General features: G+C 66.0%; 14 protein-coding genes. 6 read left to right on the plus strand and 8 right to left on the minus strand.

Features of this window, described 5'->3' with window-relative positions; translation table 11 throughout:
• Nucleotides 1-51: 51 nt before the first annotated feature.
• Genes purL through purS form a run of 3 tightly spaced genes read right to left on the minus strand, consistent with a single transcriptional unit; the run spans nt 52 to nt 3,237 of the window.
• Nucleotides 52-2,328 carry a phosphoribosylformylglycinamidine synthase subunit PurL gene (gene purL / locus HMPREF3151_RS06080; protein WP_070474605.1) on the minus strand — a complete coding sequence of 759 codons (2,277 nt, stop codon included), beginning with the start codon at nt 2,326-2,328 and terminating at the stop codon, nt 52-54.
• A 7-nt stretch (nt 2,329-2,335) separates the two neighbouring features.
• On the minus strand, nt 2,336-3,010 hold the full coding sequence (gene purQ / locus HMPREF3151_RS06085; protein ID WP_070474608.1) for a phosphoribosylformylglycinamidine synthase subunit PurQ: 675 nt from the start codon (nt 3,008-3,010) through the stop codon (nt 2,336-2,338).
• The gene (purS, locus tag HMPREF3151_RS06090) at nt 3,007-3,237 is read right to left on the minus strand and encodes a phosphoribosylformylglycinamidine synthase subunit PurS (protein ID WP_074432067.1); all 231 of its coding nucleotides are present in this window, start codon (nt 3,235-3,237) and stop codon (nt 3,007-3,009) included. The genes purQ and purS overlap by 4 nt, the downstream gene beginning before the upstream one ends.
• A 217-nt stretch (nt 3,238-3,454) precedes the next feature.
• On the opposite strand from purS, the gene HMPREF3151_RS06095 reads away from it, so the two are divergent.
• From HMPREF3151_RS06095 to HMPREF3151_RS06110, 4 genes are all read left to right on the plus strand, one after another.
• Nucleotides 3,455-7,333, plus strand: a complete 3,879-nt coding sequence (locus HMPREF3151_RS06095; RefSeq protein ID WP_070474610.1) for an ExeM/NucH family extracellular endonuclease — start codon at nt 3,455-3,457, stop codon at nt 7,331-7,333.
• 99 nt (nt 7,334-7,432) lie between these two features.
• The gene (locus tag HMPREF3151_RS06100) at nt 7,433-8,350 is read left to right on the plus strand and encodes a metal ABC transporter solute-binding protein, Zn/Mn family (RefSeq protein WP_083290217.1); all 918 of its coding nucleotides are present in this window, start codon (nt 7,433-7,435) and stop codon (nt 8,348-8,350) included.
• A gap of 11 nt (nt 8,351-8,361) precedes the next feature.
• The gene (locus tag HMPREF3151_RS06105) at nt 8,362-9,033 is read left to right on the plus strand and encodes a metal ABC transporter ATP-binding protein (protein WP_070474616.1); all 672 of its coding nucleotides are present in this window, start codon (nt 8,362-8,364) and stop codon (nt 9,031-9,033) included.
• On the plus strand, nt 9,030-9,848 hold the full coding sequence (locus tag HMPREF3151_RS06110; protein ID WP_070474619.1) for a metal ABC transporter permease: 819 nt from the start codon (nt 9,030-9,032) through the stop codon (nt 9,846-9,848). Before HMPREF3151_RS06105 ends, HMPREF3151_RS06110 begins: the two co-directional genes overlap by 4 nt.
• On the opposite strand, the gene HMPREF3151_RS06115 is transcribed toward HMPREF3151_RS06110, so the two are convergent.
• The gene (locus HMPREF3151_RS06115) at nt 9,849-10,523 is read right to left on the minus strand and encodes a DUF2334 domain-containing protein (protein WP_070474622.1); all 675 of its coding nucleotides are present in this window, start codon (nt 10,521-10,523) and stop codon (nt 9,849-9,851) included. It abuts the gene before it with no gap.
• A 164-nt stretch (nt 10,524-10,687) separates the two neighbouring features.
• Here HMPREF3151_RS06115 and HMPREF3151_RS06120 point away from each other — a divergent pair, with 164 nt between their 5' ends.
• Entirely contained in the window at nt 10,688-12,163 is a 1,476-nt protein-coding gene (locus tag HMPREF3151_RS06120; RefSeq protein ID WP_070474625.1) for an HNH endonuclease signature motif containing protein, read from the plus strand.
• Here HMPREF3151_RS06120 and HMPREF3151_RS06125 read toward each other — a convergent pair.
• Nucleotides 12,160-14,241: a S9 family peptidase gene (locus HMPREF3151_RS06125; RefSeq protein WP_070474628.1), complete on the minus strand. Its 2,082-nt coding sequence runs from the start codon at nt 14,239-14,241 to the stop codon at nt 12,160-12,162. The two genes, HMPREF3151_RS06120 and HMPREF3151_RS06125, sit on opposite strands and share 4 nt — an antisense overlap.
• Nucleotides 14,238-15,134, minus strand: coding sequence for a phosphoribosylaminoimidazolesuccinocarboxamide synthase (locus tag HMPREF3151_RS06130; RefSeq protein ID WP_070474631.1), 897 nt, complete (start codon nt 15,132-15,134; stop codon nt 14,238-14,240). The genes HMPREF3151_RS06125 and HMPREF3151_RS06130 overlap by 4 nt, the downstream gene beginning before the upstream one ends.
• A gap of 19 nt (nt 15,135-15,153) precedes the next feature.
• Between HMPREF3151_RS06130 and HMPREF3151_RS06135 the strand changes: the two genes are divergently transcribed.
• Nucleotides 15,154-15,681 (plus strand): hypothetical protein, encoded by a 528-nt coding sequence (locus tag HMPREF3151_RS06135; protein WP_070844575.1) that lies wholly within the window; start codon nt 15,154-15,156, stop codon nt 15,679-15,681.
• On the opposite strand, the gene purB is transcribed toward HMPREF3151_RS06135, so the two are convergent.
• Both purB and purD read right to left on the minus strand, forming a co-directional pair.
• A complete protein-coding gene (purB, locus tag HMPREF3151_RS06140) occupies nt 15,682-17,115 on the minus strand; it encodes an adenylosuccinate lyase (protein WP_141741350.1) in 1,434 nt (477 codons plus the stop codon).
• On the minus strand, nt 17,115-18,362 hold the full coding sequence (gene purD / locus HMPREF3151_RS06145; RefSeq protein ID WP_070474780.1) for a phosphoribosylamine--glycine ligase: 1,248 nt from the start codon (nt 18,360-18,362) through the stop codon (nt 17,115-17,117). Before purD ends, purB begins: the two co-directional genes overlap by 1 nt.
• Nucleotides 18,363-18,367: the final 5 nt, after the last annotated feature.

Here is an 18,367-nt window from a genome sequence, read left to right on the forward strand (position 1 = left end):
AATGTGGCAAATATTTGCCACATTCCCCAAACGCTTCTATTGGTGGTCGAGCTAGACCGCCGCGTTCGGCGCCGTTGCAGCGGCGAAGTGCGACGGCATGGTCGCAGCCCACGCGCCGGCGAGCTCCGCGACCTGGACCTCCTGGCCGGCCACGCGCAGCACACCGTCGTCGGTGGTCTCGCCCAGCACGGCGACCGTGATGTCCGCGGAGTTCGCGCGCTCCACGGCGGCCTCTGCGCGGTCGCTGGTCACGGCGACCACGACGCGGGAGGCGGACTCGGAGAACAACGCGGTGAACGCGTCTTCGTGCACGCCCTCCAGGTTCAGCTCCGCGCCCTTGTCGGAGCCGAGCAGCAGCTCGAACACCGCCTGGGACAGGCCGCCCTCGGACAGGTCGTGCGCGGCTGCGATGCCGGCGGCGTTGCCGGCGAAGAACTCCGCCAGGCGCGCCTCGTTGGCCAGGTCCACCTGCGGCGGCAGGCCGGCCAGGCCCGCGCCGGAGATGTCCTGCCACACGGAGCCGCCGAACTCGTCCTTGGTTTCGCCCAGCAGGATCAGGGTGTACTGCTCGTCCGCGGACGGCAGCGCGTGCGGGATGGCCTTCTCCACGTCCTCCATCACACCCAGCACGCCGACCACCGGGGTGGGCAGGATCGGCGTCTCGCCGGTCTGGTTGTAGAAGGACACGTTGCCGCCAGAGACTGGGATAGCGAGTTCAGCGGAGCCGTCCGCAAGCCCGTGCACCGCCTCGCGGAACTGCCACATCACATCCGGGTTCTCCGGGGAGCCGAAGTTCAGGCAGTTGGTCACCGCAACCGGGGTGGCGCCGGTGACGGCGACGTTGCGGTACGCCTCCGCGAGCGCCAGGCGCGCGCCCATGTTCGGGTCGAGGTAGGTGTAGCGGCCCGACGCGTCGGCGGAAACGGCCACGCCGCGGTTGGTTTCCTCGTTGATGCGCAGCACGCCGGAGTTGGCGTACTTGGCCTGCACGGTGTTGCCGCGCACGTAGCGGTCGTACTGCTCGGTGATGAAGTCGCGGGAGCACAGCGCGGGCGATGCGACCATCTTCAGCCATGCGTCCTTGATGTCGCTTTGCTTCTCAACGTCACCTCCGGCCTGCACACCATCCTGCCAATCCGGACGCGCGTAGGGACGCTCGTAGACCGGGCCTTCGTCGATAGTTGATGGCGGGGCGTCCACCACGAGCTCGCCGTTGTGGAAGACCTGCAGGCGGTCCTCGTCCGAGGTGACCTCGCCGATGACGGACGCGAGCACGTCCCACTTGGCGCAGATCTCCATGAACTTGTCTACGTCCTCCGGTGCCACCACCGCGCACATGCGCTCCTGGGACTCGGAGGCGAGGATCTCTGCGGCGGACATATTCTCCGCGCGCAACGGGACGTTGTCCAGGTTGACGGTCATGCCGCCGTCGCCGGACGCGGCCAGCTCGGAGGTGGCGCAGGACAGGCCGCCGCCGCCGAGGTCCTGGATGCCCTCAACCACGCCGGCGGCGTATAGCTCGAGGCAGCACTCGATGAGGACCTTCTCCGCGAACGGGTCGCCCACCTGCACAGCCGGCAGCTTGCGCTCCTCGCCCTCCTCGAAGGTGGCGGAGCCCAGCACGGACACGCCGCCGATGCCGTCGAGGCCGGTGCGGGAGCCGAACAGGATGACCTTGTTGCCGGTGCCGGACGCGAACGCCAGGTGGAGATCATCCACCTTCAGCGTGCCCACGCACAGCGCGTTGACCAGCGGGTTGCCGGCGTATGCGGGGTCGAAGACGGTCTCGCCGCCAATGTTAGGCAGGCCCAGGCAGTTGCCGTAGCCGCCGATGCCGTGGACCACGCCCGGCAGGACACGTTTGGTGTCTTCAGCGTCGATAGGCCCGAAGCGCAGCTGGTCCATCACTGCGATCGGGCGGGCACCCATGGCCATGATGTCGCGGACGATGCCGCCGACGCCGGTGGCAGCGCCCTGGTACGGCTCCACGAAGGAGGGGTGGTTGTGGCTTTCCACGCGGAAGGTCACCGCGTCGCCGCCGCCGATGTCCACCACGCCGGCGTTCTCGCCGATGCCGGCGAGGATCTTCGACGCCATCTCCTCGGTCATGGTCTGGCCGAAGTAGCGCAGGTGCGTCTTCGAGGACTTGTAGGAGCAGTGCTCGGACCACATCACGGAGTACAGCGTCAGCTCCGCGTCGGTAGGCCTGCGGCCCAGAATGGCCTTGATCTTGGCGTACTCGTCGTCCTTCAGGCCCAACTCGGCGTACGGCTGCTCGAGCTCCGGGGTGTCGAAGGCGTTGTCGACGGTGTCGTTGTGCACGGTCATTTCGGGTCTACGCTCCGATCTTCGAAATCGCGTCGATGGCGGAAGTGAACAGGCCGAGACCGTCCGTGGACGGGCCGGTCAGCGTCTCAATGGCGTGCTCCGGGTGCGGCATGAGGCCGACCACGCGGCCGGTCTCGTTGGTCACGCCGGCAATGCCGTTGATGGAGCCGTTGAAGTTGTCCGAGTAGCGGAACACCACGCGGCCTTCCTTCTCCAGCGCCTCAATGGTCTCCGGGGCGGCCTGGAAACGGCCTTCGCCGTGCTTAGCGGGGACGTAGATGCGCTCGCCCAGCTGGCTGGTCCACGCGGTGTCGGTGTTCTCCACCTCAAGGTAGGTGTCCACGCAGTGGAAGTTCAGCCCCTTGTTGCGGGTCAGCGCGCCCGGCAGCAGGCCAGTCTCGGTGAGGATCTGGAAGCCGTTGCAGATGCCGAGCACCGGCATGCCCTTCTTGGCAGCCTCCACCACGGCGCCCATCATCGGGGCCTGCGCAGCGATCGCGCCGGAACGCAGGTAATCGCCGTAGGAAAAGCCGCCCGGGACGACAACCGCGTCCACGCCGGTCAGGTCATTGTCCGCGTGCCACAGCTGGCGCAGCTCGGCACCGGCGAGACGGACGGCGCGCAGCGCGTCGACGTCGTCAAGCGTGCCCGGAAAAGTAATGACTCCGATAGTTGCGCTCATCGCACAACCTCGAAGTCCTCGATAACAGTGTTGGTCAGCAGCGTTTCAGCCATGCGCTGCAGCTCGGCGTCGGAGACCGAATCATCCACCTCAATTTCAAAGCGCTTGCCCTGGCGGACGTCGGTCACCCCCTCGACTCCGATTCGGCCCAGTGCGCGGAGCACCGCCTGACCCTGCGGGTCAAGAATTTCGGCCTTGGGCATGACATTAACGACGACTCGTGCCATGAGAATCCTTCACGTTTCGGGAGGTTGAACGACCTTTGCGGTACGCGCGTCAGTATATCGGACGCCCCGACACGGCCCGAAACCCTTGCTGACCGGCAAAAAGTGAACGCATGGTGAATTCTTGGGAAAACCTGTCATCTCGCCGAGCGCAATCTGAGAGTCGCAGTTAGTTTGTTTTTGCTATCAACCGTCTTTCTTGAGTTTCCGAGAGGTAACCATGTCCACACCCCGTAAGAGCCTCGGCGCCGCGTTTGCGATCGCGCTGGCAGCAGGCACCGTCTCCGTCGTCGCCCCGACTGCATCCGCAGCCCCGGACGGCTCCAACGTCGTCATCAACGAGGCGTACGGCGGCGGTGGCAACTCGGGTGCCGCGTACACCCACGACTTCGTCGAGCTGTACAACCCGACTGACAAGGACATCGACATCACCGGTTGGACGCTGGACCAGCAGTCTGCCAAGGGCGGCTCTGGCGCAATCGTTTCTCTGAAGGGCGTTATCCCCGCCGGCGGATACTTCCTCATCCAGGGAAATCCGGGCGACACTGGCGCGGGCGAATCACTCCCCACTCCCGACCAGGAGGCAGGCTTCAACTTCGGAGCCAAGGGTGCAATTGCAGTTCTCGCAGACGCTAACGGCGAGGTAGACCGCGTCGGTTGGGGCAGTGCCACAAAGCCGGAGGGCACAGCAGTCTCCGGCACCGCAAACGGGACATCCGTCCAGCGCAAGACCGTCGGCGTTGACACCGACAACAACGCGAATGACTTCACCGTCGACGCGCCGACACCGCAGAACTCAGGCAACGCTGGCGAGACTCCCGTTGACCCCACCCCGGAGGATCCGACGGATCCGACGCCTCAGCCTGAGCAGCCGCAGCCGGGCGAGATCACCCCGATTGCCGAGATCCAGGGCACCGGCGCCGACTCCCCGCTGGCAGGCAAGACCGTAACCACCGAAGGCGTCGTCACGGCGGTGTACGAAGAGGGTGGCAAAAACGGCTTCTTCCTCCAGACCGCCGGCACCGGCGAGATCAAGAACCCGGGCGATGCCTCCGACGGCATCTTCGTCTACATGGGCCGCAACCAGAACTTCCCGGCAATCGGCGATTCGCTCCAGGTCACCGGCGAGGTGAAGGAGCACTTTTCGCAGACGCAGATCACGGTGTCGTCGATAGGCAAGCTCGAAGAAGCGCTGGAAGCGCCGAAGGCTGTCGAGATTGACACGCTTCCGCTTGGCGACGACGCACGCGAGCCGTACGAGGGCATGCTCGTGCGTCCGACTGGCGCGTACACGGTGACCAACAACTACGAGCTCAACACCACCGGCAACCTGGGTCTCGCGCCGGGGACCAAGGCATTCCGCAACCCGACCGACGAGATCGTCCCGGATAAGGCGAAGGTCGCGGAGATCAACGCGCAGCAGGCTGCAAAGATTGTCTACCTCGACGACGGCCGCACCCGCGACTACTTCAAGACAGACAAAAACACCCCGCTGCCGTACCTCGTCACCTCCGACAACGGCGTGAAGTCCATCCGCACTGGCGATCAGGTGGACTTCCAAACCGACGTCGTCGTCGACTACTCGTGGGACCAGTGGCGCTTCCAGCCGCTGCGGCCGATCACCGGCAAGAACGACGCCGAGGAGCTCCCGATCACGTGGGAGGACTCGCGCGCGACGTCCTACGACGTGCCGGACACCGTCGAAGGCGACAATTCCATCGGCTTCTTCAACGTGCTCAACTACTTCACCTCCCTGGGCAATGACGAGTCGGGCTGCAAGGCGTACTCCGACAAGGACGGCAACAAGGTCGGCACCAACCGCTGCAACGTCCGCGGCGCGTACTCCCAGGCTGCGTTTAACGATCAGCAGGCGAAGATCGTCACCGCGATCAACAAACTCGACGCGCACGTGCTCGGCCTGTCCGAGATTGAAAACGGTGCTCGCGTCACCGGCGATGTCGCGCAGCGCGACAACGCATTGTCCAACCTGGTCAAGGAGCTAAACAAGGCCGCTGGCGAGAACAAGTGGGACTACGTAAAGTCCCCGTCTGCGCTCGGCACTGCCGAGGACTTCATCCGCGTCGGTTTCATCTACCAGCCGGCTGAGGTCGAGCCGGTCGGCGAGTCCCGCATCTTCGACGACCCGGCCTTCACCCGCATGGCGCGCCAGCCGCTGGCGCAGGAGTTCAATACGGTCAAGCGTGACGACGACGACGACAACTTCGTCGCCGTGGTCAACCACTTCAAGTCCAAGGGCTCCGTGGCAAACGGCGATAAAGATTCGGGCGACGGTCAGGGCAACAACGCCAATGTCCGCGTTGCGCAAGCGCAGGCGCTGCTCGACCACATGGCCAAGCAGGACGATTGGCAGGAGCTGCCGACCTTCCTCGTCGGCGACTTCAACGCCTACACCATGGAAAACGCGCTGAACACGCTGCGCGGTGGCGGCTACACGCTGATCCACCACAAGAAGGACTTCCCGCAGGAGTCCTACCAGTTCAACGGCCAGCTCGGCTCCCTGGACCACGTCTTCGCCAACGACGCCGCCAACGCGCTCGTCCAGGACTCCGCCGTCTGGAACATCAACGGCGACGAGTCGGTTGCGTTCGAGTACTCGCGTCGTAACTACAACGTCCAAGACTTCTTCGGCGACGGCGACAACCCGCTCTACGGCTACGGCAACCCGTTCCGTTCCTCCGACCACGACCCGGTCAAGGTCGGTTTCGGCACCAAGCTCGATGAGAAGGATGATGCTGACAAGTTCGCCCCAGAAGCAAGCGAGGCCGTCACCGTCACCCAGGGCGATGAGCTGCCCGATGCGAAGACCACAGTGAAGGACGCAGACCAGCTGCCGGCGGACACAAAGTTCGAGTGGACCAAGCCTGCGAACACCGACACTGTCGGCGACGACCAGGAAGGCGAGATCACCGTCACCTACCCGGACGGGTCCGTCGACACGGTGAAGGTCGTTGTGAATGTGAAGCCGAAGGCTGAAGAGGAAGAACCGCAGCCGGAGGAAGATCAGCCGCGCTACATCGTCAAGGCAGAAGTCAACGACGCTGGCGAGCTCGTTGTCACCTACGACAACGGTGAAACTGAGAACCTCGGCAAGGTCAAGGGCACTGACGGCAAGAACGGTGCCGACGGTAAAGACGGTCAGCCTGGCAAGGACGGCGCCGACGGTCGCGACGGTGTCGACGGCAAGGACGGTCACGGTGTGAAATCCTTCGAGGTCAACGACGAGGGCCACTTGATCGTTACCTACTCGGATGACGAGACCGAAGACCTCGGCAAGGTCACCGGCGACAAGGGCGCTGACGGCGAGCCAGGCAAGGACGGCGCTGACGGTAAGGATGGTCGCGATGGCGTCGACGGCGAGAAGGGCCCGAAGGGCGACAAGGGCGAGACCGGCGCCGCGGGCCAGGACGGTAACGACGGCGTAGACGGCAAGCCGGGCAAGGACGGCGCTAATGGCGACAAGGGCTCTGACGGCGAGCCAGGCAAGGACGGCGCCGACGGTAAGGACGGCCGCGACGGCGAGAAGGGCCCGAAGGGTGACAAGGGTGACACCGGCGCTGCAGACCAGGACGGTAAGAACGGCGAAAACGGCGTCGATGGCCGCGATGGCAAGGATGGCGAGAATGGCCGCGGTATCGCCGAGGCTGTCCTCAACGAAGACGGCGAGCTTGTCCTCACCTACACCGACGGCGAGACCCAGAACCTGGGCCGCGTGACGGGCACCGACGGCAAGAACGGCGAGAAGGGCGCAGACGGTGCTGATGGCCGCGACGGCGCTGATGGCAAGGACGGCGCCAACGGCACCAACGCCCCGGCCGATGAAGGCTCCAGCGCGAGCGACCGCTGCCTACCGGCGGTGGGCATCACTGCCCTGCCTCTGCTGGCGCTGATCCCGCTCGGTCTGGCAGCCACCATGGACATTCCGGCGCTGGCTCCGGTGAAGGCGCAGATCGAGAAGGTCGGCGAGCAGCTGCCGGTTCCGGTGGAGACTGCCGCCGGTATCGCTGGCGCCGCCGTGGCAATCGCGGCGATCGCCACTTTGGCAACGGCGTGCAGCACCGAGGATGGTTCCTCTAAGTAGGACCGCAACTCACACCACGCGTCAGCCCCGACCCGGGAATCTCCCGGATCGGGGCTTCCCGCATTGAAAACAGTTTCCAATAGTGGTTGGATATCCCCTATGCGAAATCGTTTTCATCTCACTCCTTTGGCCGCGGTTGCGGCTACTGCTCTGGTTGGCGCGCTGGGCGGATGCTCGTCGGAAAGCAATGATGCGAGCGGCAGCGACATCATCGCCACCACGAACGTGTGGGCGGACGTGGCCTCCGCTGTCACGGGCAGCGACGTGGACGCGATCATCACCGGCGATGCTGTGGACCCGCACCACTACGAGCCGTCCGCGAAGGACCTCTCGCGCATCAAGGAAGCGGACACCGTCGTGGCCAACGGCGGCGCGTACGACGCCGCGCTCTACACCGCCGCTGAGCAGGACCGCATCATCTACGCGATCCCGCTTCTCGACGAGCACGAGGCCCACGAGCACGACCACGACCACGAACATGCCCACGACCACGCGCACATGCCCAACTCCCTGGACGAGCTCGAGCACGCCTGGTTCGCGCCGGAGAAGGTGCTGCAGGTCGCGGAGGACATTGCGGATCGCACCGGTGGGGACGCGTCAGACGTCAAGCAGCGCATCGGCGACATCCAATCCAAGCTCAACGCGGTGCCGCACGTGCACATCGGCATGACTGAGACGATCGCGGCCGGCCTGGTGTGGGGCACAGAGCTGCACGACATCACGCCCGAGGAGTACGTCAAGGCCAGCCTGAACCACCAGGAGCCGTCCGCATCTGCAGTGGCGGCGTTCCTGGAGCAGATCGAGCGCGGCGAGCTGGACATGCTGTTCGTGAACCCGCAGAGCACCAACAGCGCCACCCAACGGTTGGCGGATGCGGCGAAGGCGCATAATGTTCCCGTTGTTGAAATCCGGGAGACGCCCCCGGCCGGCCAGAACTTCCTGGACTACTTCGAGGAGATCGTGGGTCAGATCACCGACATCGCAGCCCATGCTGAGCCGACCGGCCACCACCACTAGGAATTGCCAATTTGATCGCTGAGCTTCGCAGCGCCGCAGTCGAACCACTCTGGCGCGACCTCACCCTCACCGTCGAACCCGGCGAATTCATTGCGGTCCTCGGCCCCAACGGCGTGGGCAAGTCCACCCTGCTGGGCACGCTGATGGGCACGCGCAAGCTCACTTCTGGGCAAGCGAAAGTCCACGGCCCGATCGGGTTCATCCCGCAGCAGCACATGTTTCCGAAGGACCTTCCGGTGCGCGGGCGCGATCTGGTTGCGTTGGCGATGGGGAAAGGGGCGAGGCCGGAGGACGTCGATAGGCAATTGGCTTCGGTGGGGGCGCAAGGTTTTGCCGAGCGCCGCGTCGGTGTGCTTTCCGGCGGCCAGCAGCAGCTCATCCGCCAGGCGCAGGCGTTTGCACAAAACCCGGAGCTTTTGCTTTGCGACGAGCCCCTGCTCTCCCTCGACCCCGCCCGCGCACGCGACACAGTGCAGCGCCTCGCCGAGCACCCGGCGGCCGTGATCTGCGTAACGCACTCGATTAACCCGGTACTGGGCGTGGTGGACCGGGTGCTGTACCTGGGCCCGGAGAGGCACGTGGTGGGAAGTGTTTCCGAAGTGATGCGCTCCGAGGTGCTCAGCGAGCTCTACGGCACCCGCGTGGACGTGGTCGAAGTTGACGGACGGATGGTGGTCCTGTGAGTGCATTTTGGGCGGACACGTCCTACCTGCTCGGGCAGGGGTTCGTGCAGACGACGCTGGTGGCGTGCGCGCTGCTGGGCGTGCTGTCCGGCGTGATGGCGCCGCTGATCGTGCTGCGCCAGATGTCGTTTTCGGTGCACGCGACCTCGGAGCTCGCGCTCATGGGCGCCTCCGCGGCGCTGCTGTTCGGGCTGAACGTCGGCTTCGGCGCGGTGGCTGGTGCTGTGGTGGCAGCGCTAGTGTTGGCCGCGCTTGGACTCAAGGGCCAGCAAGACTCCGCCGTGGGCGTGGCCATGAGCTTCGGCATGGCGCTGTCCGTGTTGTTCATCCACTTGTACCCGGGGAACTCGAACAGGGCTTTGGCGCTGCTGACGGGCCAGATTGTCGGCGTGTCGGCGCAGAACGTGGCGCTGCTGGCGGGGACGACGGTATTAGTAGCCGGCGCGGTGCTGGTGCTGTGGCGGCCGCTGCTGTTCTCCTCCGCGGACCCCGTAATGGCCGCCGCGTGCGGGGTTCCCGTACGGACGATGGCCCTGGTGTTCGCGGTGCTGGTCGGCATCGCGTCGGCGCAGTCAGTGCAGATCGTCGGCGCGCTGCTGGTGATGTCGCTGCTGATCACCCCCGGCGCGTCCGCCGCTCAAGTCACGGCGAACCCGAAGCTTGCGGTGGTGCTGTCCGTGGTGTTTGCGGAGGTCGCGGCCGTCGGCGGAATGGTGCTCTCGCTCGCCCCCGGCATGCCAGTGAGCGTGTTCGTGGCCTTTATCTCGTTCGGGATCTACCTGGTGTGCCGGGTGATCGGCAGGGTGCGGGACTAGCTAGCGGTACTCCCTGTAATCCGCCGGTTGAGCACCCTTGTCCACCGCTGCGGCGGCTGCGGCGAGGAAGTCGCGGCGCACCTTCTTCTGCCCCAGCTCGCGCCCGGAGACCGACAAACGGATTGTGTTGCCCTTCTCCGCGCCGCGCTCGGCGGCCTTGATCACATTGCGGCGCCACCACTTCGCGGCGCCGTACCCCTCACCCACCGACAAGTTGCGGGCCTGCGAGAACTCACCCTGTTCAATGCGGTAGATGCCCTTCGTGGAGGCGGCGACGGTGAACCCGAACTCACCGAGCACCTTCAGAGTGCCGTCCGACATGCGCCAGCGCGGCGGCGCAAACATGTCCAAGTCGAATCCCAGCGCGGACATCTGACGCGTCGCGCCTTTGAGACGCAGCCGCGCCTCGTGCTCCCCCAGGCTGGCGAACTCGCTGCGGCGCCCCTGCACCGGCTGGTCGAAGCCGTTGAGCATGAGGGCGCGGTGTTCGAACTGCTCGGTGAGCCAGGAGCGCGTGGCGTCGTCCTTAGCCAGGTGCCACTTCTTGTCGATGTGCGGCGCCACCAACAACGACACCGGCACCCCCTCCCGATCCAGGTCGCGCACCATGCTGGCAACGTCCTCCAACGTCGCGTCGAAGATGGAGGAAATTGAAACAAGTACGCGCCCAGGCATAGGGGAAATTATCGCACACCTAGACAGTTAGTGCCGGGTGAAGTTGCAGACAGCGTTTCCGCTGGCAGACCAGTGTTGTTCGAACGGGTGTTCTCCTTTGTCTGGCTCGTGTCAGACGGGGTTCTACTATGCGAATTCAAGTGCAATGAAAGGAGGTGCTCCAGATGAGTGCAGTGCTCGACCAAGCGGTCAACCAAATCGTCGACGGACTGCGTTCGCTCGCCAACGAGATGCGGGAACCGGACTCGCTCCACCTCGCCTCCACCCACGTGGCCATGGAGCGCCTCCACGCCTGCCTGCCGCTGCTGTCCAACGCAGACGCCGCGTTCGCTTTCCTCTGCGACCGGGACGGCGCCGGCGCCCTTGTCGGCGCGAACCACGCCGTGGAGTATCTGACACGGAGCTTGGGCTTGTCCCGTCGAGAAGCATTCGCTCTCTTGGAGCAGGGCAAGAGGCTCTACGGCGAACCCGAGGTGCCCGAGCCGGAGCCGAGCGAAAACAAAGAGGACCGCAAACGCAAGGAGCAGGAGGCGGAAGCGCGGCGAAAGAAGGCGCGCGAGGCGCGGGAGCGGGCACGCCGGGCAGCCGAGAAGGCCAACGCAGAGAAGAAGCGCATCATCACCAACGCGCTCAAAGACCTCAACGAGCACGCCAACCCCGGCTACGAGGAGATCCTCGCCGAAGCAATGGAGGCAGCCGAATCCCTCACCGCCGAGGAGCTCCGGAAGTTCGTCCGCGACCAGGTCAAGCGCGCCAACAAGCGAGGACGCGACTACGACGGCGAGAAAGACCCCCTCGCCGCATGGAAGAAGCGCGGCATCTGGCTCGGGGAACCGGACGCGGACGGCGGCTCCTATTTCAATGGCTACCTCGATGCTGCGTCACGGGCGAAGCTGGAGGCCTGCCTCGCCGCCGGCGACCACATGGGGTCCAACATGGAAGGCGAGGACGCCGCGAAGCGTGACAGCCGCCGCAAGCACCAGCGCCGCCTGGACCAGCTCATGAACGTGCTGGACCGCTACGGCGATGCCGCCACGAAATCGCGCGGCGGCGTGGGCACGGTGGTGATCTCGCTGACCCTCGACGACCTCTTAGAGGCGGACGCCTTCACCGAGTTCGCCACCAACACCTCGGTGTCGCTGACCCCGCTCGACATCGTGCGTTTGGGGCTTGCCGGGGACAGCTTCATCCTCCAGCTCGACTCGGCCACCGGCGTCCCGCTTTCCCTCGGCCGCACCCGCCTTGCCTCCGTGGAGCAGAAGCTTGTGTTACTGGCCATGCAGGGCGTGTGCGCGTGGAACGGCTGCACCAAGCCGGGCGTCGAGCTCGAAGCACACCACCTGGATTCCTACCTCAGCGGCGGGCTCACCAGCATCGAAAACCTGGTGCTGCTGTGCCGCGAGCACCACATGTGCAACAACGACAACAAAGACGGCGCCGGAAACAAGGGCCACTTCGGCCGGGACCCCGACACCGGCGAGGTGCACTACCACCCCGGCAACGGGGGCCCACCTGGGCACACAACCACCTACCAGTACCGCAATTCACCTGGTCAGAGGCTTGCCAAGAAGGCGAGATCCCGGCACGGCGGCAACCACAACCGCCCGCCGGACCCTGCCCTATTCGACCCGGACGGTTAAACCGCCCCTGCCTTCACCAGCGTCCACGCGTACTCGAACGCGGTCTGCTTCCACTTGGCGTAGCGGCCCGACACGCCGCCGTGCCCCGCGGACATCTCCGTCTTCAGCAGGACCTCGCCTGCGGTGCCCACCTCGCGCAGCTTTGCCACCCACTTCGCGGGCTCGACGTAGAGCACGCGGGTGTCGTTCAGGCTGGTCACCGCGAGGATGTCCGGGTAGTCCTGGGCGGTGATGTTCTCGTACGGGGCGTACGTCGCCATGTAGTCGTACACCTCAGGGTCGTGGTACGGGTCGCCCCACTCTTCCCACTCCCCCACCGTCAGCGGAAGCTCGGGCTTGAGGATGGAGGTCAGCGGGTCCACGAATGGCACGATCGCGAGGATGCCGGCGAACTTCTCCGGCGCCATGTTTGCCACCGCGCCCATGAGCAGGCCGCCGGCGGAGCCGCCCTCGGCCACCAGCTGCTTGGGGGTGGTCAGGCCCAGCTCCACGATGCGGTCGGCGCACGCGATGAAGTCCGTGAACGTGTTGGTCTTGTGCAGCATCTTGCCGTTGTCGTACCACGCGCGGCCCATTTCGCCGCCGCCGCGCACGTGGGCGCACACCCACACCATGCCGCGGTCGAGCAAACTCAACCGCGCCACGGAGAACCCGGGGTCCGTGGATGCCTCGTACGAGCCGTAGCCGTACAGCAGCGCGGGCGCGGGGCCTTCGACGCCCTTGCGGCGCACCACCGAAATCGGCACCTGTTCGCCGTCGGGGGCGGTTGCCCACTCGCGGTAAGCCTCGTACTCGTCCGGGTTGTAGCCGCCCTCGACTTCTTTTTCCTTCAGCAGGGTCAGCTCGCCGGTCGCGACCGTGTAGTCCAGCACCTGCGAGGGCTGGATGTAGGAGGAGTACACGATGCGCACCACCGGGGCGTCCCACTCCGGGTTGCCGCCGAGGCCGACGGTGTAGAGCTCCTCGGAGAACTCCAGTTCTTTGAACTCGCCGAAGCCGCCGTCGAGCGATGCCACTGCCAGCCGCGGGATCCCGCCGCGCCTGTAGGCCATGAACATGAAGTCACGGTAGGTATCGATCGCCTCGACGCGCACGGTCTCGGAGTGCTCCACCAGCACGTCGATCTCCCGCAGGGGCGCCACAGCGCCAACGGGTGTCGTCGCCACGCAGAAGTTCGGCCCGTGCGCGTTGTGCGTGACCACCCACTGCTCTTCGCCGTCGACGACGCAGAAGTCCGGGTGGTACTCGATGCCGGCCTCGCGCTCCCACAGCACCTCGAACTCGCCGGTGGGATCAGTCATGTCGAGCACGCGGTACTCGGAGGTCAGCGACGAAGACGCGATGATCATGAGGAAGCGTTCCGCGCGGTCCGCGCCCACACCGACGCCGAACTTCTCGTCCGTCTCCTCGTGCACCAGCACGTCCTCGGCAGAAGGCGTGCCCAGCTTGTGGCGCCAGATCTGGTGGGGCCGCCAGGCGTCGTCGCAGCGGACGTAGAACAGGTAGTCCTCGCCCGCCCAGGTCGCGCCGTAGAAGATGCCCTCGAGCTCGTCGTCGAGCAGCTCGCCGGTCTCCAGATTCTTGAACCGCATGGTGAAGCGTTCGTCGCCCTCGGTGTCGAAGGAGTACGCGAGCAGGCGCCCGGAGGTGGACACGGACGACGCCCCGAGCGAGAAGAACTCGTGCCCGGCGGCGAGCTCGTTGACGTCGAGAAGCACCTGCTCGCCCGGCATGTCTTCGGTGACCTCGGGCGGGGTCCACGGGTCTTCCGCGGTCGGGATGCGGCAGGAGATGCCGTAGTCCTTGCCCTCGATGGTGCGGCCGTAGTACCACCAGTCGCCCTGGCGCTGCGGCACGGACATGTCGGTCTCTTTGATGCGGGACTTAATCTCGCCGTAGACCTCGTCCACCAGCCCGGACCACGCGGAAGTCCGCTCAGACGTATACGCGTTCTCCGCCTCCAGGTGCGCGAGGACTTCGGGGTTGTCCTTGTCACGCAGCCACTCGTAGTTGTCCACGAACTCGCGGCCGTGGAACGTGCGGACAATCGGGCGCTTGTCAGCTACGGGTGGGATCATGCATGCTCCCCCGGCCACTCGGAGAAGCGGCGGCCGGAAAGCCGCTCGTAGGCCTCGATGTAGCGGTCGCGGGTGGCTTCCACCACGGAGCCGGGCAGCTCCGGCGGCGTGGTGCCTTCCTCCTGGTCCCAGCCGGACTTCGGGCCGGTGAGCCAGTTGCGCACGTACTGCTTGTCAAAGCTGGGCTGGCTGCGGCCTTCCTCGTAGCTGTCGGCGGGCCAGTAGCGGGAGGAATCCGGCGTGAGCACCTCGTCCGCAAGCACGAGCTCACCGTTTTCGTCCAGGCCGAACTCGAGCTTGGTGTCGGCGAGGATGATGCCCTTGGTCTCCGCATAGTCGGCGGCGCGGCGATACACCTCGAGCGTGGCGTCGCGCAGGCGCTCGGCAAGGTCCGCGCCGAGCTTGCCCGCCATGTGCTCGAAGGTGACGTTAATGTCGTGGTCGCCCTGCTCGGCCTTGGTGGCGGGGGTGAAAATCGGCTCGTCCAGCTTGGACGCTTCGGTCAGCCCCTCGGGCAGCTTCACGCCGCAGACGCGGCCGGTGGCGTCGTATTCCTTCTTGCCGGAGCCGGTGAGGTAGCCGCGGGCCACGCACTCGAACGGCACCATGTCCAGCTTCTTCACCACCATTGCGCGGCCGAGGACATCTTCGGGGATGCGCTCGTCGTCGATCGGGCCGGCCAGGTGGTTCGGCACGTCGGACAGCAGGTCGAAGAAGAACATGGAGGTGGCGGTGAGGATCCGCCCCTTGTCCGGGATCGCCGGTTCGAGGGAGAAGTCGAAGGCGGAGATGCGGTCGGTCGCGACCATGAGCAGGGTCTGCTCATCCACCTCGTAGATCTCGCGAACCTTGCCGCCGGAGATGTGTGAGTAATCTGAAAGCTCTGGACGCATGCGCGCTAGTATATGCGCCGTGAAAAACCGCGCTACCGTTGTCCTCCTCCCGCTTCTTCTCGCAGCGTGCACCGCACCTTCGGAGTTCAGCGGGGAGATGCCGGAGTTTTACCCTTCGCGCGACGGCGCCACGTTCCGTTTCGGGCAGACCGCCAAGATCGTCACCGAGGACGTGCGCTACCACGTGCCGGTGCAGTGGGAAGTCACGGTGGATGAGCCCACCACCACCCGCGCGCCCCGCAGCGCCGAACACGCCCGCTCCATCGTGTGCTTCCCTGTCAGCTTCACCCCGGCTGCCATCGGCGAGTTCCCCATGGATGTCACGGTCGCGTTGCCGGAGCTGTTGCCTATCGACGGCGACCTCGCCGCCAACGTGGCCGACCCAAATTACTGCGGCGATTGGGACATCACCGGCTACACCGGCGAGCTGGAAGCCAACGAAACCTACACCGGCTTTGTGGCCTCCTGGGCTGGCAGCGCCGACCCGGGAATTGTCGGCCGCGGCGTCGAGCTGAAAAGCCGCGACGCCACCCTCACGTGGAAGTAACTACAGGATGTCGCCCGGGGTGTAGGCGGCGGCCTGCGGATGCGCGTCGACAAGCTGTTGCACCCTCGCGAGCACCCGGTCCACCTGGGACTCCGCCGCGCCGATGAAGGCGTGGCGATCCGAAAGTGCCTCCTCCAACTGCGCCTGATCCAGCGGCAGGCGCTCGTCGTCCGCGAGGCGCTCCACCAGGTTCTGTTCCGCGCCGCGCTCGCGCATGTCCAGCGCCATGGACACCGCGTTTTCCTTGATCACCTCGTGCGCCGTCTCGCGGCCCACGCCGGCGCGCACGGATGCCATGAGGATGCGCGTGGTGGCCAGGAAAGGCAGGTAGCGGTCCAGTTCGCGGTTGATCATGGCCGGGAAGGCGCCGAACTCGTCGAGGACGGTGAGCATGGTCTCCAGCTGGCCGTCGATGGCGAAGAACGCGTCCGGCAGCGCCACGCGGCGCACCACGGAGCAGAACACGTCGCCCTCGTTCCACTGCTGGCCGGACAAATCCGCCACCATCGTGAGGTAGCCGCGGAGGATGACCTGGAAGCCGCCGACGCGCTCGCAGGAACGCGCGTTCATCTTGTGCGGCATGGCGGAAGAGCCAACCTGGCCTTCCTTGAAGCCCTCGGTGACGGTTTCGTTGCCGGCCATGAGCCGGATCGTGGTGGCCAGCGAGGACGGGCCCGCGCCCAGCTGCACCAGTGAGGACACGACGTCGAAGTCGAGGGAGCGCGGGTAGACCTGCCCCACCGAATCAAACACGCGGTCAAAGCCGAGGCCTGAAGCGATGCCCTGCTCGAGCTGGGAAAGCTTCTCCTCGTCGCCGCCCATGAGGTCCAACATGTCCTGCGCGGTGCCCATCGGCCCCTTGATGCCGCGCAGCGGGTACCGCTCCAAAAGCTCCTCAATGCGCTCAACCGCAACTAGAATCTCGTCGGCGGCGGAGGCGAAACGCTTGCCCAGGGTGGTGGCCTGCGCCGCCACGTTGTGGGAGCGACCGGCCATGACCAGGGACTTGTACTCGCCGGCGCGGTTGCCCACGGCCTTCAGCAGCGCAATCGCCTTGTCACGTGTGAGCTCGAGGGCGCGGCGCACCTGCAGCTGCTCCACATTCTCGGTGAGGTCGCGCGAGGTCATGCCCTTGTGGATTTCCTCGTGGCCCGCCAGCGCGTTGAACTCCTCGATGCGCGCCTTCACGTCGTGGCGGGTGACCCGCTCGCGCTCAGCAATGGAATCCAGGTCCACCTGGTCGATGACCTTCTCGTAGTCCTCGATCGCGCCCGGTTCCACGGCGACACCGAGCTCCTGCTGCGCCTTCAGCACCGCGATCCAGAGCTGGCGCTCCAGGATGATCTTGTGCTCCGGGGCCCACAGGGTGGCCATCTCCGGGGAGGCGTAACGGTTACTCAAAACATTCGCGTTGTTCGGCTTCACGGCATTCATCATAGGGAGATCGCCCCCTCGATCGCGGGGCGGGCGATGTCCTTGCGGTAAAACGCCCCGGGAAGTTCGATGCCGGAGATAACCTCGTACGCCTCCGCCACGGCTTCCTCGAGCGTCGCGCCCTGCCCGACCACGCCGAGCACGCGGCCGCCGGAGGCAACATACTCGCCGTCCTCCAACGCAGTGCCGGCGTGCAGCACCCGCGAAGGATCGTCCAGCGCCTCGCCGCTCACAACCCCACCGGTCTTGGCCGCCTGCGGGTAGCCCTCGGCGGCCAGCACCACCATGGCGGCGAAGCCGTCGCGCCACTGCAGCGGCTCCACCTCGTCCAGGCGGCCCTCCGCGACGGCGAGCAGCACGTCCGCCAGCGGGGTTTCCAGTAGCGACAGCACAGCCTGCGTCTCGGGGTCGCCGAAGCGGGCGTTGAACTCCACCACTGCCGGGCCTTCCGGCCCCCAAGCGGCGCCGACGTACAAAAGGCCCTGGTACGGGGTCCCGCGGCGCACCATCTCTTCCGCAACCGGGCGCGCGATCGCATCCACGATGGTCTGGACACCGTCCTCGGGCAGCCACGGCAGCGGCGCGTAGGCGCCCATGCCGCCGGTGTTGGGCCCCTCGTCGTTGTCGTAGGCGCGCTTGTGGTCCTGCGCCGGCAGCAGCGGCACCACCGTCTCGCCGTCCACCAGGCAGAACAGGGAGACCTCGGGGCCTTCCAGGAAGGATTCGAACAACACCGGGTTGCCAGCCTCGAGCACCGCCTCCGCGTGCGCCTTCGCCTCGGCGCGGTCCTCGGTGACCACCACGCCCTTGCCGCCTGCCAGGCCGTCGTCTTTGACCACGTAGCGCGGGCCGTACTCGTTCAGCGCGGGTTCAACGTCTTCCGGCTTCTCAACGCGGGTCGCGGACGCAGTCAGCACACCCGCCGCGGACATCACGTCCTTGGCAAAGGCCTTGGACCCCTCGAGTTGCGCCGCGGCCTTCGTCGGGCCGAACACCGGCACGCCCGCTTCAACGAGCGCGTCCGCCGCACCCGCTACCAGGGGCACTTCCGGACCGATCACCACAAGCTCCGCGTTGGTTTCGCGGGCCAGCTCCACGATGGCCTGGGGAGAGGCGACGTCGACGGCGCGTACCGTCGCTAAGCGGGACATGCCCGCGTTACCCGGTGCGACCGTGAGATCGTGGCCTTGCATTGCGTTGAGAAGGGCGTGTTCGCGGCCGCCCGAGCCGATGACAAGGATGCGCATGCGCC

The sequence above is a fragment of the Corynebacterium sp. HMSC05H05 genome, assembly GCF_001807265.1.
GTDB lineage: Bacteria > Actinomycetota > Actinomycetes > Mycobacteriales > Mycobacteriaceae > Corynebacterium.

Excerpts from the sequence above, each read along its gene's own strand:
- purL (WP_070474605.1), bottom strand. The coding sequence starts at position 2,328 with ATGACCGTGCACAACGACACCGTCGACAACGCCTTCGACACCCCGGAG.
- purQ (WP_070474608.1), bottom strand. The coding sequence starts at position 3,010 with ATGAGCGCAACTATCGGAGTCATTACTTTTCCGGGCACGCTTGACGAC.
- purS (WP_074432067.1), bottom strand. The coding sequence starts at position 3,237 with ATGGCACGAGTCGTCGTTAATGTCATGCCCAAGGCCGAAATTCTTGAC.
- HMPREF3151_RS06095 (WP_070474610.1), top strand. The coding sequence starts at position 3,455 with ATGTCCACACCCCGTAAGAGCCTCGGCGCCGCGTTTGCGATCGCGCTG.
- HMPREF3151_RS06100 (WP_083290217.1), top strand. The coding sequence starts at position 7,433 with ATGCGAAATCGTTTTCATCTCACTCCTTTGGCCGCGGTTGCGGCTACT.
- HMPREF3151_RS06115 (WP_070474622.1), bottom strand. The coding sequence starts at position 10,523 with ATGCCTGGGCGCGTACTTGTTTCAATTTCCTCCATCTTCGACGCGACG.
- HMPREF3151_RS06120 (WP_070474625.1), top strand. The coding sequence starts at position 10,688 with ATGAGTGCAGTGCTCGACCAAGCGGTCAACCAAATCGTCGACGGACTG.
- HMPREF3151_RS06125 (WP_070474628.1), bottom strand. The coding sequence starts at position 14,241 with ATGATCCCACCCGTAGCTGACAAGCGCCCGATTGTCCGCACGTTCCAC.
- HMPREF3151_RS06130 (WP_070474631.1), bottom strand. The coding sequence starts at position 15,134 with ATGCGTCCAGAGCTTTCAGATTACTCACACATCTCCGGCGGCAAGGTT.
- purB (WP_141741350.1), bottom strand. The coding sequence starts at position 17,115 with ATGAATGCCGTGAAGCCGAACAACGCGAATGTTTTGAGTAACCGTTAC.
- purD (WP_070474780.1), bottom strand. The coding sequence starts at position 18,362 with ATGCGCATCCTTGTCATCGGCTCGGGCGGCCGCGAACACGCCCTTCTC.